Here is a 14,996-nt window from a genome sequence, read left to right as displayed (position 1 = left end):
TAGTTCTTGAACAACAAAAAAATTTTTTCAGGAGTTTGTGAAAGCATAGCTACTAGCATCCAGCCTCAGCAGACTTAGATAACTGCTTATGGGTTATTTGTTCTGCTAAACTCGAATCCTGATAGATTTTTTGTTGTTTGAGATAAAAAGGCGGTAATCCGATGCACTTACCGTATTTTACCTGTAATGATGGTCAAACGTCTAGCGTACTCGTGTTCGATATTACTAAATTATTTGGATGATACAGCTTAGAAGCTTAGACGTATTTAGTCTAACTGCTGTAAAAACTACCTAAATGACTGCAAAAATTACAGGTAGTGTCAACAATTAATTCCAACTTTTGCAATGGCGATCGCTCTACGCTATCTGTATCTAGCTCTTACTCTACAAGAATCCAGCGAGTTTAATGGCAGCTGCAACTTCAGACAAAGCTAGGAATTTTAGCAGATGATAGAGATGTTAACCAATTTTTGGCGACGTAGGATAACCTAGAGAATATACTGTACTATTCTTGGAATAGTCTGCTACCGATATTTGCATCTCACAGTAGTTTAACTAAGTACTTGTAACTAGACTTGATATTTTGCCTAAAAATTATTTCTGCTCAAGAAAAAATTAAGAGAGTTTTGAAGAGCAAACTCTAACTTGTCTTGTGAATAGGTAGACATCAATAAATTAAAGCTTGTAGTTTACGCTGTTTTTAAAGGCAGCACAAATTACAGTGCAATCGTGCTTTACACCTGTAAGATATTTGATGAGCAATCCGCAATTAATTATACTAAAAACTTATTGAAAACTTTTGGTAAAGACGTTCATTAGTCTTTTTAACTCAAACGAATACGCTATATGTCAATGTAACTGGAGGCATAAATATGGACAAGCTAACAGAAGTAAATAATCAGCGTCAGTCACCTATTTCTTTTATTGAAAAACTGCTGATTGCCCATTGGCGATCGCTGCTTCTCCTCTTAATAGGAGTCTATTTACCATTACAGGTATTTGAAATTTTGGCAGTGAAAATATGGCAAAATGAAGCTGGCTTTCCGTGGGATCTGCCTATTTTATGGACAGTTCACTCTACAGCGAACCCACAACTGGATATTTTGGCGGTGACGCTGGCAAAATTTGGCTCGTTCTGGACTGCGTTACCGATTTTGAGTGCGATCGCATTAATATTACTATTTCAAAAACGTTGGCGATCACTAGCTTATCTACTTACCACCTCAGTGGGAAGCTCGATTATCAACCGCACAGCAAAAGCTTTAATGCATCGAGTGCGTCCAGATTTGTGGCAGTCTAACGCCCCTGAGTTTGATTTTGCCTTTCCTAGTGGTCATGCGATGACGAGTGTCACTTTAGTAGCAATTTTGCTAATTTTAGCTTGGGCTAATCCTTGGCGTTGGTTGTTGTTCGTATTTGGTAGCTTGTATGTAATAGCTATAGGGTGGTGTCGCCTTTATCTAGGAGTTCACTTTCCTAGTGACATTCTCGCCGGCTGGATGGTTGCATTAGCTTGGGCAATTGGGGTGAGTCTAATTATTAAACCACATTTGGCTAAAGTTACTCCTGTAGATGATAGCGATCGTGCTGTGAATGAAACTTCTTTACTTCCCGAAGAAAAACAGTTAGTAACAGAAGATTAAACCGTTTTCAAAATCGGTGTAAGAGTATAGGGGAAATACAATTTCATCATTAATTACAAGGTTAGGGGCGCACAGCTAACTGTGCGCCCTTATTATAATTTGTATGCTTTTGTCTGTACAGATGAATCAATTACTAAGTCTCAAGCCTTGTTTGTAGGTGCATTAGTTACGCGTGCATCTACAACTGCTTGCGAGACATTCGGGACGAACCAATCTACTTCTCCAGGTTTAACAATTTGAGTGCCAGCTTGATTAAATACAATTCCTCCAGCATCTGTATTTGTCTTCAAGACTAAATTTGTTCCATTAGGAACTTTGATTACAACGCCACCTGATAATTCTTGTCCTTGTCCATCTTTATCTACAGCAACAGCTACTACATCACTTGGTAGATAAACTCCTTTACAATTCCATTGATCTTGTGTCGTCTGGCCATCAGCCAAAAAGTACAGTGCAGTAGCGTTAGACTCTTCATCGTCATCTTCAACCACAGGTGGGCCGTAAACAGCTAAAGTCTTCCCTGTTTGATTACTACATTGTCCCCAATTGATTCCTGACTCGAAGGCATATTTTTGAAACTCTAACTCATTAATTTTCTGTTCAATTTGCTCTGATGTGTAACCCTCTAATTGACCTTGTGTTTTCTTGGCAGCTTGTAAGCTCTTCAGTTCTTTAGTCAGAGTAATGTAGTCGGGGTTTTCTGTATATTCTGGGCGGTCTGCTAGTGAAGGTTGAGCGAATACAAGACTTGTTAATAATACCGCCACCATCAAAATGTATTTTAATCCTTTCATATTGTTGTCCAAATTTTTACAAATTGCAGCTTATGTCTATCTAAGCAGTACTGTCAATATCATAATTAATACAAAAGTTCAATATTTGTAAATACTACTTTAGTAATACTATAGTATTTGATAATACAAAATACACACTAATCTATAATTTCTACTTCTACTTAACAATATTAAATATCTTCCTTTCAAAAAGCTTATTGGGATTAGTTTCTGGTTATTAAATTATGTCCTAGCCCCATAATGTAACCAAGTAATCTGAATATTTTCTAGTGAGTTAACCGATATTTTTTAATATAGTTAAAATTTAGATATAGTTTGGTAGATGCGTTAAAGTGAAAAGTAGTTCGGTAAGAGAAATTGGTAATTTACCAAGAGAATATTACATCTAAAAATAATTCTCCATCTCCCTAATATCAAGAAGTAAAACAGGCAAACAAAGGGGCAGTAGTTATTTCTCCCCCTTCCTTGTCTCCCTCATCTTAGCCACTGCTACTTATGTCGCTGTTGATGCCACTCCCAAGCATGAGCGACAATATCTTGGATGGATGGGTACTGAGGCTGCCAGTTGAGAATAGTTCTAGCTTTTTCGCTACTGCCAATCAGAATTGGGGGATCACCAGGACGGCGATCGCTTTCTTGGACTGGTATTACAGTTCCTGTAACGTGTTCGGCAGCTGCGATTACCTCTCGAACAGAGAAGCCGCTGCCATTACCCAAATTAAAAATTTCGCTATCGCCACCTTTTAATAGATATTCCAAGCCCAAAACATGGGCATCTGCCAAGTCGTTTACGTGAATATAATCGCGAATACAAGTACCATCAGGTGTCGGATAATCAGTGCCGAAAACTGAGATAGATTTTCGTTTTCCTAAAGCTGTTAGCAACACCAAGGGAATTAAATGAGTTTCTGGGTTGTGATCTTCACCCAATAAGCCCTTCGGATTTGCACCAGCAGCATTAAAGTAGCGGAACCGCACCGATTTTAAACCATAAGCTGCATCAAAATCGGAGAGAATCCGCTCTACCATTAATTTTGTAGCACCATAAGGATTGATTGGATTTTGAGGATGGCTTTCTGGAATCGGCACGAATTCTGGCACACCATAGGTAGCGCAAGTGGAAGAAAAGACAAATTTCTTCACAGACGCAGCCAGCATCGCTTCTAGCAGAGTTAGAGTCCCAACGACGTTGTTACGGTAGTATTTAGCAGGGTCAGTAACCGATTCTCCTACGTATGCATAGGCAGAAAAGTGCATGACAGCGGCAATATCGCGGGTTTTAAATAGGTTATCTAGCAGAGGGCGATCGCCTGTATCACCGACTATAAGTTCTACTTGTAAAACCTTTTCTACTAAGTCGCGATGTCCATAGACTAAATTGTCAAGAATAACGACATCATAACCGGCTTGCTTGAGAGCCAGCACTGTATGCGAACCAATATATCCAGCTCCCCCCGTGACAAGAATGGTAGGTTTCCCAGATGACATAGTTTTTCCTTTTGAGTTCTACTCAATAAATTTAATTTACTAGATACAACCTTTCGTCTTCAATAATTGGCTCCAATTTAGGGCAACTTATCAAATACAGCAAAATTTCAGCAAGAACTCTACGTGGACTTAATAAAATAACCCGCCTGCGCGGGTTTTATCTCTGTAAGCCGCGATTTATAATCATCAGGGCTGAATAAAATTTTACTTTCTCACGATTCAATTCGGATTGCTATACTGACTTATTTTAACCAGATTTTCTTATTCCCTATATTTTGATGGGATTAGGTGCTTTGAGCATCTGAGATAGTGACACCTTGATTCTGCTGTATTTATTTAATCTTAAGTTTCTATTCTGTGGCGTAAATATCATCAAATTTCAGCTTGTTGGTACTCCTACAATAATAAAATGGTAAATATTAACTAGTAGACTGACACATCTAAAGTGGTGTAATAGCTAAAGACTCATAGTTGGGCTTTAGCCCCAAGAAACATAAATTTAATGCTCAAAATTAGCTGTGCTACGCCACTACAATTTATCTTTTTGTATTTTAAACTATTTAAGATCGCTGTAAAATATTGTTAATCAAGTCGAGATTCTGTTGAATTTGATTGGCAATATTAGTTTTGAATGAGTCAATATTTTCTGCTGACACAGTATTGAATAATCCAAAAGCATATAACAAGCTAAAAGCACCAATAAACAAAGCTAAAAATCTGCCAAACAACCCTGGATTAATTTCAATAAAAGCTAATTTAGAATTACCTATAACAGCAATTACTGTAAAAACAATCCCTGCTATTAAGAATGGATTTGTTGAAGATAAATCTGTCATTTTTTTTTATGATAATCACTCTTTATTTTTATTGTAACTATTATTAGCTTTAATTTCTTTAATAGCTCTTTGTAAAAACTCTAATTTTAATAATTTTAAATAAAAAGCTAAAGATTTTGTGAGTATAAATACTCAGTAAACGTATTTAGCTATTCTAGTAAAGATGTTGCAGCACATCAAGTGCTATCATTTAGAAAGATATATTTACATTTCTCAATCTATTGAGTCAAAACGTTGCATTACAACCTCTCTAGTGGAAGTTTGGGACTTAATTTTTTGGCAAAACTACACATTGGCGAGACTTGCAACATTAAAAATTCGCAATGGTATCAGTATGATACTAGACTTTTGCCTAGTTTAGAGTTTAAACTACACTAAGCCGATAGGTATAATGGGTTTTTATGGAAAGCGTCCAAAAAGCAAGTCCAAAGTTGAGTTTAGTAGAACAAACAATTAATGAGCAGTTAGAACCAACTGTTCCAGAAGAGTTCAAAAAAGACGTTTTCAAAAAACTCAGAGGTGGATTCTTCCTAGTACTGGGATATTTGTTGTCACCACTCTGTTGGTGGAATGATTTATTATTCAATCTCCCCATTGCTTATGGTTTTGGGTATGTATGTAGTCTACTCTCTCCCAAACTACTTGTACCTTGTTCAGTAATAGGATATTGGCTCACTAACATAGTGGGCATTCTCTTAATGCAACTTGGCTCTACTGATGTTTTTCAAAAGGAATCTCAAGAGCGTAACCTGAAAAAAGAATTACTCACAGGTGTAATTTCTTCAACCGTTTTTACCCTTGTAGTTATAGTATTAATCCAGTTCAAGATTCTGGATGCTCCTGTTTTATTCTCCAATAATTAATGGAGATAAATAACTGTTTCCCAATAGCAATTAGCTTTGCTTGCACGCTTGGTGCGATCGCCATTGGGAAATGCAAATATAATTAAACGTAAAATATCTCTAGTTTGTAGTGGCTGGGCGTAAAGCCCACCCCATTTTCTATCTAGTTACGTCTTTCTAATTACAGGGGATTTCAAGAAAAGCTAAGTACACAAACTAGGTCTCAAAACCAAATAAAAAGCTTGTTATACTTCTTAATTCAATAATTATGAACACCAGCTTATACCAATTAACGAAAATCTTGATACATATAGATTTCTCGTAGAGGCATGGCAATGCCATGCTCCTACCAGCGTATTTGTATCATTATTAAAATCAAATGGTATTACAGGTGCAAAAGTAATTTATGCATGCAACTTACTCCTGTTAAAATCTACTTGTCAATTCTTACTAGCTTTTAGTAATTCCGTTAAATTCAATAATTTTGGAACGCCTTCATTACCAACAATTAATGGTAAATTGCCATTCCATTTTTCTATTGCTTGCCTTTGCAATATTTCTGGAGTTAACCCATCACGTAGTAAACTATTTGCCTCTGCTTCTCCTTTTGCGAGATTCACCTTTGCTTCTGCTTCTTTGGATGCCTTCAGTGCCAAAAACTCTGCCCGTTTTGCTTCCTGTTCAGCAATCTGTTTTGCTTCTACTGCTTCACTAAATTGTTCTGAGAAGTGGACATGGACTAAAGAAATATCATCTACTGCAAGATGATAGCTACGCAATCTAGTAGTCAATGCTTGGTCTACTGCACTTTTTACTTCTCCTCGTTTAGTGACAATTTCTTCAGCAGTATATTTAGCCATTACTGCTTTGAGAACTTCTTCAATTGCTGGGTTAATAATTCGCTGTATAACGTTGTTTTCGTTGCCAATTTCTTGAAAAATAGCATTAGCTTCTTCAGGGAGAATATGCCAATTGAGTGCTACATCAGTAAAAACATCTTGCAAATCCTTAGAAGAAGCTTCGGCAGAAATTTCCTGATTTTGTACACGGACGCTCAGTTTTTCAACAGTATTTACTACAGGGATAATTATGTGAATTCCTTCTCCTAATATTATGTTTTGCACTTTTCCGAACTCCATCAATACACCGCGTTCTCCAGCATTTACAATCACAAAAGGTGTGAGAAAGAGAGTTATCAAGCACAAAAGTGCAGTCAGTTTCCCAGCACCGTTAAGAGTTTGATTTTTTGTCATCGCTGTCTTGAAATTCCACCAGTCCTGAGTAGAGGTAGAAGCACTCTTCATATTCATGCTTTTGTTCTGCCTTACAAGCAGGTTGTCTGATTTTATAATCGCAATTTTATAACTTTAATTACAAATTAATTTCTATCTAGCTTAAATTAGAAGAAATAATCCAGTGTCTGTCATTAGAATAAAAAACAAGCCAATCAATTCAATGTCTGCTGATAAGTATTGCGCGTCTACTTAGACAATTAGGAATATCTGACAAATCATCCCTCAATCAGAACGCAACTTGTTTAGCAAGATAGATTTTTCACTTATTGTGTGAAATTGTATAAATACAGTAAATTTATAGAGGTACAAAATTCAAAATAACGAACTTAAAGTACGTTATGACCGTGCCTTACGACCAAGCTTGTTTATGGCACGTCTAAGATAGATGTTTGAAAAGTCTTTTTGGTAACATCAAAGCTTCCCAAACCTAACTCCCCTAGCCCCCCTTCCCTACGAGAGAATGGGGGTTTTAAAGCCTCTCTCCGATTCGAGGAGAGGTTTGGAGAGCGGTTTATAGTATACTTTGCGATTTTTCAAACAACCTCTAAGATAGATGTCAAGAAAAGCTACTGATCACCAGTTCACTAGCCAAATTAGGGAAAGTAAAAGCGTTATTAGTTTTATGTATTTTTAAACTACTATAAATCTATCAAATAATGGTAGTAAAAAGTTAAGATTTGTTTTTAAGAGAACATTTATTTATTCTTTTTTTCCACTAAACTCATCAACTGCTTATCTAGTTCGATGAGATATTCTCTACCGTAAGCTCCATTCTCTAAGCCTGCGACTAAATGGCTGGGAATGTCTTGCGTAATTTCTTCACTAGATGAAGCAGCTGCTAGTGCGATCGCTGCTACTGTATCTACATCTCCAGTAAAAGCTATACAATCTTGTAAAAGTGCGCTCATACTGTCGTTTCGCATCACAGCAGTAATTGCTGCTTTAACACTCATCCAACCTTTGGACTTGACTTGACCTTCCCAAGGTCGAGACCAGTCTCCAGATACATAACTTTCTAGAAACTGGCCTAATTTGCGTTTTTCTCCTAATCGATAGATAAAATAATGCGACATTAGGGCAGCTGCAACAGCAGCGTTAATCCCATCGGGTGTATTGTGGGTAATCGCCGCTTGAATTGTTGTTGCCTCAATAACTTTTTCCGGTGTAGGATAGATACCAATCGGCGCTGCACGCATTGCTGCCCCGCTTTTGTCGCTATCTGGGCGAATTTTGGCTAAAAACTCAACTTAATCCCGAATTTCTACCAAAAAATCATAAAATCTGCCAGCGTAACCTTCTCTAGGGTCGCGTTTGAAGGCTGTAACAAAGCTATTGGCTAAAACTTCTGGTGTCCACGGTGCTTGGGAAACTATAACTTCGGCAATGGCAATGCTCATTTGCGTGTCGTCGGTATAGTTACCCGGTATGAGTCGATGACGGGGATGCACGACGTATTGACTCAAATCGTTGTTAGCGCTCATTTCGTTAGCGTATTCAAAACCTGCACCGTAAGCATCAGCGATCGCCAACTCTAGCAGCATAATATGTGGTAATGATAATTCAGAAGTCAGAATGCAATTACTGGGTGATTGAAAGAAGCAGTCAGAATTCAGAACACAGATTCATGCTAACTCCTCTAGAGACGCGATTAATCGCGTCTCTACTCTTAACTGCTGTACAGACACGATTAATCGCGCCTCTACTTTTTAAACTATCAAATGACGTGCCAGAAAAAAGCTAGAAATTGATTTAGCATCTACTGGCTCTCCCTCAAGAATGGCTTTCTCCAACTCGTCGGGAGTCAAAAACACCGTCTCGATATCCTCATCCCCATCTTGTGCTGGCGGTGTCTCCAGCTTTTCCAAATCTCTTGCCAGAAAAGCATAGAGAATTTCATCAGAATAACCAGGAGCTAGGAAAAACTCACCTATTTTGTCCCACTTTTGGGCGCTATGACCAATTTCTTCTTGAATTTCCCGCTGCACTGTCTCTAAAGGATCTTCACCGGGTTCTACAGTTCCGGCGGGAAACTCTAATATCCGTCCCTGAACTGCAAAACGATACTGGCGCACGAGTATAAGTTTCCCCTCTGCCGTCACAGGTACAGCTAAGGCTCCACCAGGGTGGCGAATACACTCCCATTCTCCTTCCGCTTTATTAGGTAAACGCAAGCGATTAACTTCAAAATCAAACTTGCGTCCCTTATAAAACAAGCGTTGTTTTAGCAGTTGTGGTAATTCTCTACCTAATGGCATAGTAAAATCTGATTAGCTGTAAATACAGAGTTATACGCTGGTATTATTGTTAAATCAGCATTTTTATGCATTTAATGGTGGTAATTTTAATTGCCTACCAATAAATGTACCTCAGAACAGTCTACCTGTTTGAGCAGTTCTTTAATAGCACACCCAGATACTGGTTCTACCCAATCTGGGGCAATTTCTGCTAGTGGCACTAATACAAAAGCCCGATCCCGCATTCGAGGATGAGGAATTTGAAGATTTGGTGTATTTAAAATTAAGTCATCAAATAATAACAAATCCAAATCTAGAGTTCGTGGCCCCCAACGTTCTTGTCGAACACGCCCAAATTTTTGTTCAATTGCCAACAAAGTTTCTAATAATAGCTGCGGTACAATTTCTACTTGCAATATGGCACAACCATTCAAGTAATCTGGCTGAGGTGGCCCTACGGCTTTGGTTAGATAAAAATTAGATACAGCTTCTAAGCTGATACCTGGTGTTTCGGCTAAAGTCTCTAAAGCTGCTGCGAGAATTGCTTGCGATTCGCCGATATTACTACCCAAAGCGATCGCACTACGCGCACACTGCTTAGAATCAACAGATTTCAGCAATCTACTTACAGGATGATTTTGCAGATACTTCCTCAGATATATTGCAGAAAATTTCAATAGTTTTTATCTTCTGAACAGGTTTAAAAATTGCAGTATTTTTATTTACATAACTAAATTCCCGAAACTGAAAAAACATTATTTAATAATGAATTTAGTTGGTTATTTATAGGATAGTATACTAACACAAACGTAGTGCGCTAACCCCAAACTTATCTCTTTGATGAGGTTAGCTCGTTACTACTTTGATTGAGGGACTGACGTGGGGAAGCTTACCTCCTGGTTCAAGCGAAGACCAGCTAATTTGAGTGAATCCGACCAGGAGCAACCGTCATTGCAGCCTGGGAATCATCGTATACAAGGGGAATCCAGTAATGAGAGCTTACCATCAACACATCTGGTGCAGGCAAGGCGGTTACTGAACCAAATGAAAAGCTTATCATCTGGGACAAAGGACAGAACGACAGTTGCCGATAAACCGATTTATCGTCGCATTTGGTTTTGGGCAGGTTTGGGTTTAGGTGGTGGGATAGTTGCAATAATCTATGGTATTGGCTCAATAGACCGCACTCTGCCTGATAAAGCGGAACTGAATGTTATAAGTCGAGAGCTAACACTGACTATTAAAGCTGCCGACGGTACTATATTACAGCAACAAGGAGAAGCGACCAGAGAACAGCTCAAGCTGGAGCAAATACCAGATAACCTGAAAAAAGCCTTTATCGCTTCCGAAGATAGAAGATTTCAGGAACACAACGGAGTTGATCCGCAAGGTATTATCAGAGCGGTTTTGAATAATTTGCGATCGCAGGGCGTGGTAGAAGGTGGCAGCACCATCACCCAGCAACTGGCACGGATTCTCTTTTTAAAACAAGAAAAGACAATTTGGCGCAAACTCAAAGAAGTCCGGCTGGCGCAAAAAATGGAGCAAGAATTGACCAAAGACCAGATTTTAGAGCGTTACCTAAATCTGGTTTATTTGGGTTCTGGAGCTTACGGCGTGGCAGATGCGGCATGGGTGTACTTTAGTAAAACGCCAGATCAACTTTCTTTAGCCGAAATGGCAACAATTGCGGGATTAGCTCCCGCCCCAAGCTTGTACGCCCCTGACAAGAATCCAGAAGCTGCCAAACAGCGGCGAAATCTGGTATTGCAGCGGATGCAGGAAGATGGAGTGATTACAGCAGCCCAAAGGCAGGCAGCTGTTAATGAACCGCTAAGCCTAAAAAGTAGTTTGCCTAAGCGATTGCAAGTAGAATCGCCCTACTTTACCTCATACATCCAAAAAGAATTACCAAAGTATGTTAAACCTGAACTGCTGGCAAGTGGCGGTCTAATAGTAGAAACTAGCCTAAACCCAACTTGGCAAAAAGCAGCAGAAGAGGCAGTTGCCAAAACACTACGCAATCAAGGTAGCTGGGAGAACTTTAAGCAAGCAGCTTTGGTAGCCATTGACCCCCGGAATGGTGAGGTTCAGGCAATGGTTGGAGGAAGCGATTTTGGTAAGAACCAATTTAATCGTGTTACCCAGGCACAGCGTCAGCCAGGCTCGACATTCAAAGGATTTGTATATGCAACAGCTATAGCTAGCGGTAAAAGCCCTTACGACACTTATGAGGATCAACCCTTTGTAGTAGATGGCTATGAACCCAAAAACTATGGTGAAACCTTCCACGGTTCGATGAGTCTACGAGATGCCCTTACCCGTTCCATCAATATAATTGCGGTGAAGGTCTTAATTGATGTGGGATTTGCGCCAACTATTAAACTTGCTCATGACATGGGCATTCAATCTGAACTCAAACCCACATATTCCTTAGCTCTCGGCTCAAATGAAGTGAATCTCTTAGAATTGACCAGTGCTTACGGCAGTTTTGCCACTCAAGGATTACATACAGACCCTCATGGAATTCGCCGCATCCTCAATCGTCAAGGTAAGGTAATCTGGTCAGCTGATTTCAAGCCCAAGCGAGCCATTGATGCCGATAGTGCCGCGATTATGACCTGGATGCTACGCAACGTTGTGGAAGCGGGGACTGGTGGTGCTGCCCAATTAGATAATAGACCTGTTGCCGGAAAGACCGGTACTTCCGATGAAGCCCGCGATTTGTGGTTTATTGGTTACATTCCCCAAATGGTCACAGGGGTTTGGTTAGGCAATGATAATAACCGTCCCACATATGGCAGCAGTGGTAGCGCCGCCTATACGTGGCACGAATTCATGGAAAAAGCGGTAGAGGGGATGCCTGTAGAAAAGTTTCCTCAAAGACCCAAGTTAGAAGGTCGTAAAGGCACTATCAAAGCGCAGCGCATCAAGCCTAACCAAGTGCTTAATCGCTCTCTATCTTCTGATGACGATGAATCAGATGAGGAAAATTCTGGCAATTCTAGGAGGCGGCGAAATCAACAAGTTAGTTCTGATGATAGCGGCTCCTATAGAAGCCGTAGAAGTAGGAGGAGCGATTCTCAAGAAGTGCAGCAATCTAACGATGATGATACACCAAGACGGAGACGACGGCGTTATAGAAGCGAAGAAGCAAGTTCTAGTAATTCTTCCTCAGAGTCCTCTTCAAAACGGCAGTCTAGACGAGGAGAATCTGACTCTTCGCCACCTCGGCGGTTGCGGCGATCGCCTTCTGCTGAAAATAGTTCTGGCTCCTCTGGTTCTTCATCGTCATCTTCTTGGCGCGATCGCCTCAGACCTTCTGGACAATGAGGAGTGGGGGAGTGGGGGAGTGGGGGAGATATATTTTGGAATGCAACAATTGGTGTTTGATTACTTGTTCATCCACCTCAGAACTCGGTTGACGAGCCTTTGATACTCGTGAATAAGTATAAAAACTCAACTTTCCTGCTCCCTGCTCCCCTGCCCCCTGCCCCTCTGCCCCTCTGCCTGTTCATTTCCTCCTTTTTATCCAATCTCAAGTTGCTCAAACTCAACTTGGGGAGGATGTTAAGTGATACTCTCGTTTTATAGTGTCTTAACAAGTGTTACTTAACTTAGGAGAATATACTCATGCATTTATTTATGCAAGCAGCAGCTGACGCCGCTGCAAATGCTCCTCATTTTCCTTTTGCTTTCACATTGGTCTATGTTGTTGGTTTTATTGCTGCTGTAACCATTGGTTCTATCGCTTGGTATAACTCAAAACGTCCCGCTGGCTGGGAAAGCAAAGAGCGTCCTGACTTCGTACCTAAAGTTGATAAAGAAGAAACTCCGGGTCTGGGTGAACCGAAGTAGTAGGCAGTCAAAAGTCAAGGGTCAAGTGTCAATAAATGCTAGACTTTCCTAGACTTTTTACTCTTGACTTTGCACTTTTGACTGTTAACTATAATTAATTTTGAACTTCAACCCAACGGCGGTAAAGCTTTTGAATTTGTTTGAGAAGCGCAGTATGAGCTGGTTTTGTTGGCTCATGCGGTTTTGCTATGTCTTGCAATTCTGTTAAAAGTCTTGCTTCTTCAATAGCTACTTCACCATCGCTGTAAATTAAACCACTGATGGCTTCAATCAAGTTTTCGCACTCTTTAAGGCTGGGGCGATCACCTAGATACTCCCGCAACCAGTCATGGCACTCTTTCGGCTGTACAGGAACTAATTCGTACAGCCAAGGCTTAATTTCTGGGTCGCTAGCTAAACCTTTTGCTTGAGCAATTTCGCGCAGATACTGCCGTTCTTCTGGTTGGATTCTGCCATCAAGCCAGGCGGCTCCAATTAGGATTTTAACTAAGTTTTTTACATTGGAATGGGTAACCATTGCTGCCTCCTCTGGTAGATTCAGGCCTCAATCAAATCGTACAATCCTAAACAGTATTCACTCGGAATCATTGGTTTTTCTTAAGCGCACCATAAAAAAGCCATCCATGTCCTGCTGATGAGGCCAAACTTTAAGCCAGCCTTCTGGCGTGGTATAAGCTGAGTCAATCAAATCAATGCTGCGGGGAGACTCAATTTGCCAATGAGGATGGTTAGCTAAAAATGCCAAAATCACTTCTTCATTTTCTGCTGGATGCAATGTACAGGTGGCATAAACTAATACACCGTTTTTCTTGACGAAATTAGAAGTATGTGATAGCAATTCTTGTTGTAGCAAGGAAAGTTCCTGTACAGATTCTGGTGTCTGACGCCAACGAGCATCAGCGTGACGGTGCATGGTTCCTAAACCAGAACAGGGAGCATCAAGTAATACACGGTCTGCGGTATTTTGAAATTGAGTGAAGTCGCGGCTGTCGCCAGTGTAGATTTGAATAGAGTGCAAATTTAGCCGTTGAGAATTTTGTTGGAGTTTGCGAAGACGAGAGGGAGTGCGATCGCAAGCCAAAATCTTCCCTTTATCCTGCATCAACTCAGCAATGTGGGTTGTTTTACCTCCTGGTGCAGCACAGGCATCAATTATCACTTCACCTGGTTGAGGGTCGAGCAAATGACTTACCAGTTGAGCGCTACTGTCTTGAATAGTCCACCAACCTTCATTAAAACCAGGTAGATTTTGAATTGGGCCAGTGCTACCAATCAATCGTAAAGCTTGAGGCAAGTGGTCAACACGCTTCACTAAAATACCAGTAGATTGGAACGCCGCCTCAACTGACTCTATTGAAGTACGAAGCGGGTTGATTCGCAGGTCAATTGTTGGTGATTGGTTCATCCATTCACACAGTTGTTCTGTCTGGGCAAAACCCAGTTGTTCTAACCATACTTGAATAATCCAGTCAGGGAAGCTGTGTACAATGCCCAGCCGTTCCACGGGGTTTTCTGGAAGTTGTAACGGATCTCCCCCCCTCTCTTCTGCAAGACGGATGTACTGCCGTAACAGACCATTAACAAATCCCGTGAGTCCAGCAAAGCCGTTTTCTTTAGCTAATTGAACGGCGGTATTGACAGCAGCCGATGCAGGAATACGCTCTTGGTAGCGCAGTTGATATAAACCTAGATGTAAGACAGTACGAAGGTCTTTCGGTTGTTGATGAGATTTTTTTTGGGCGAGTTGGTCAATGAGGGTATCTAGGGTGCGCTGCCTTCTGACACTGCCATAAATTAATTCTGTCACCAAACGGCGATTATTATCTGGTAAATTAACTTTTTGCAACACTCTGTCTAGGGCAACATCAGCATAAGCCCCCTTATGAACATCTCGTAGGGCAATAAAAGCTAGTTGACGGGGGTTTATCATGGAAAGATTAAGTTTTGGATTTTAGCTACCCTTTGGTCGGGAAAATGAGCTATTAAATTTTTAATTGTGATTAGAA

The 14,996-nt window shown here is 40.3% G+C and carries 12 protein-coding genes and 1 pseudogene; 4 read left to right on the top strand and 9 right to left on the bottom strand.

What is annotated here, in order from left to right:
• The first annotated feature begins 872 nt into the window (after positions 1-872).
• The gene (locus WKK05_RS00845) at positions 873-1,643 is read left to right on the top strand and encodes a phosphatase PAP2 family protein (RefSeq protein ID WP_341527934.1); all 771 of its coding nucleotides are present in this window, start codon (positions 873-875) and stop codon (positions 1,641-1,643) included.
• A 140-nt stretch (positions 1,644-1,783) separates the two neighbouring features.
• On the opposite strand, the gene WKK05_RS00840 is transcribed toward WKK05_RS00845, so the two are convergent.
• The 3 genes from WKK05_RS00840 to WKK05_RS00830 form a co-directional block, all read right to left on the bottom strand.
• Positions 1,784-2,437 carry a hypothetical protein gene (locus tag WKK05_RS00840; protein ID WP_341527933.1) on the bottom strand — a complete coding sequence of 218 codons (654 nt, stop codon included), beginning with the start codon at positions 2,435-2,437 and terminating at the stop codon, positions 1,784-1,786.
• 489 nt (positions 2,438-2,926) lie between these two features.
• On the bottom strand, positions 2,927-3,925 hold the full coding sequence (galE, locus tag WKK05_RS00835; RefSeq protein ID WP_341527932.1) for a UDP-glucose 4-epimerase GalE: 999 nt from the start codon (positions 3,923-3,925) through the stop codon (positions 2,927-2,929).
• A gap of 560 nt (positions 3,926-4,485) precedes the next feature.
• Positions 4,486-4,761 (bottom strand): hypothetical protein, encoded by a 276-nt coding sequence (locus tag WKK05_RS00830; protein ID WP_341527931.1) that lies wholly within the window; start codon positions 4,759-4,761, stop codon positions 4,486-4,488.
• Between the two features lie 401 nt (positions 4,762-5,162).
• Here WKK05_RS00830 and WKK05_RS00825 point away from each other — a divergent pair, with 401 nt between their 5' ends.
• The gene (locus tag WKK05_RS00825) at positions 5,163-5,624 is read left to right on the top strand and encodes a hypothetical protein (protein WP_341527930.1); all 462 of its coding nucleotides are present in this window, start codon (positions 5,163-5,165) and stop codon (positions 5,622-5,624) included.
• A 419-nt stretch (positions 5,625-6,043) separates the two neighbouring features.
• Here the strand turns inward: WKK05_RS00825 and WKK05_RS00820 are convergent, their stop codons facing one another.
• The 4 genes and pseudogenes from WKK05_RS00820 to folK all read right to left on the bottom strand — a co-directional run bounded on the left by WKK05_RS00820 (position 6,044) and on the right by folK (position 9,776).
• Positions 6,044-6,856, bottom strand: a complete 813-nt coding sequence (locus tag WKK05_RS00820) for a prohibitin family protein (RefSeq protein ID WP_341530986.1) — start codon at positions 6,854-6,856, stop codon at positions 6,044-6,046.
• 737 nt (positions 6,857-7,593) lie between these two features.
• Positions 7,594-8,439: pseudogene (locus WKK05_RS00815) on the bottom strand (ADP-ribosylglycohydrolase family protein).
• Positions 8,440-8,604: 165 nt separating this feature from the next.
• Positions 8,605-9,153, bottom strand: coding sequence for an NUDIX hydrolase (locus WKK05_RS00810; RefSeq protein WP_341527929.1), 549 nt, complete (start codon positions 9,151-9,153; stop codon positions 8,605-8,607).
• An 86-nt stretch (positions 9,154-9,239) separates the two neighbouring features.
• Positions 9,240-9,776: a 2-amino-4-hydroxy-6-hydroxymethyldihydropteridine diphosphokinase gene (gene folK / locus WKK05_RS00805; protein ID WP_341530985.1), complete on the bottom strand. Its 537-nt coding sequence runs from the start codon at positions 9,774-9,776 to the stop codon at positions 9,240-9,242.
• Positions 9,777-10,011: 235 nt separating this feature from the next.
• Between folK and WKK05_RS00800 the strand changes: the two genes are divergently transcribed.
• A complete protein-coding gene (locus WKK05_RS00800; protein WP_341527928.1) occupies positions 10,012-12,465 on the top strand; it encodes a penicillin-binding protein 1A in 2,454 nt (817 codons plus the stop codon).
• A 300-nt stretch (positions 12,466-12,765) separates the two neighbouring features.
• Entirely contained in the window at positions 12,766-12,990 is a 225-nt protein-coding gene (locus WKK05_RS00795; protein ID WP_341527927.1) for a hypothetical protein, read from the top strand.
• Positions 12,991-13,084: 94 nt separating this feature from the next.
• Here WKK05_RS00795 and WKK05_RS00790 read toward each other — a convergent pair whose 3' ends face one another.
• Together WKK05_RS00790 and WKK05_RS00785 are read right to left on the bottom strand one after the other, a co-directional pair.
• Positions 13,085-13,507, bottom strand: a complete 423-nt coding sequence (locus tag WKK05_RS00790) for a TerB family tellurite resistance protein (RefSeq protein WP_341527926.1) — start codon at positions 13,505-13,507, stop codon at positions 13,085-13,087.
• 57 nt (positions 13,508-13,564) lie between these two features.
• Positions 13,565-14,920 carry a 16S rRNA (cytosine(967)-C(5))-methyltransferase gene (locus WKK05_RS00785; protein WP_341527925.1) on the bottom strand — a complete coding sequence of 452 codons (1,356 nt, stop codon included), beginning with the start codon at positions 14,918-14,920 and terminating at the stop codon, positions 13,565-13,567.
• Positions 14,921-14,996 lie beyond the last annotated feature (76 nt).

The organism is Nostoc sp. UHCC 0302, from assembly GCF_038096175.1.
GTDB lineage: Bacteria > Cyanobacteriota > Cyanobacteriia > Cyanobacteriales > Nostocaceae > UHCC-0302.
The sequence above is the reverse complement of the archived record's forward strand: the minus strand, read 5'-3'. Positions and strand labels throughout refer to the sequence as shown.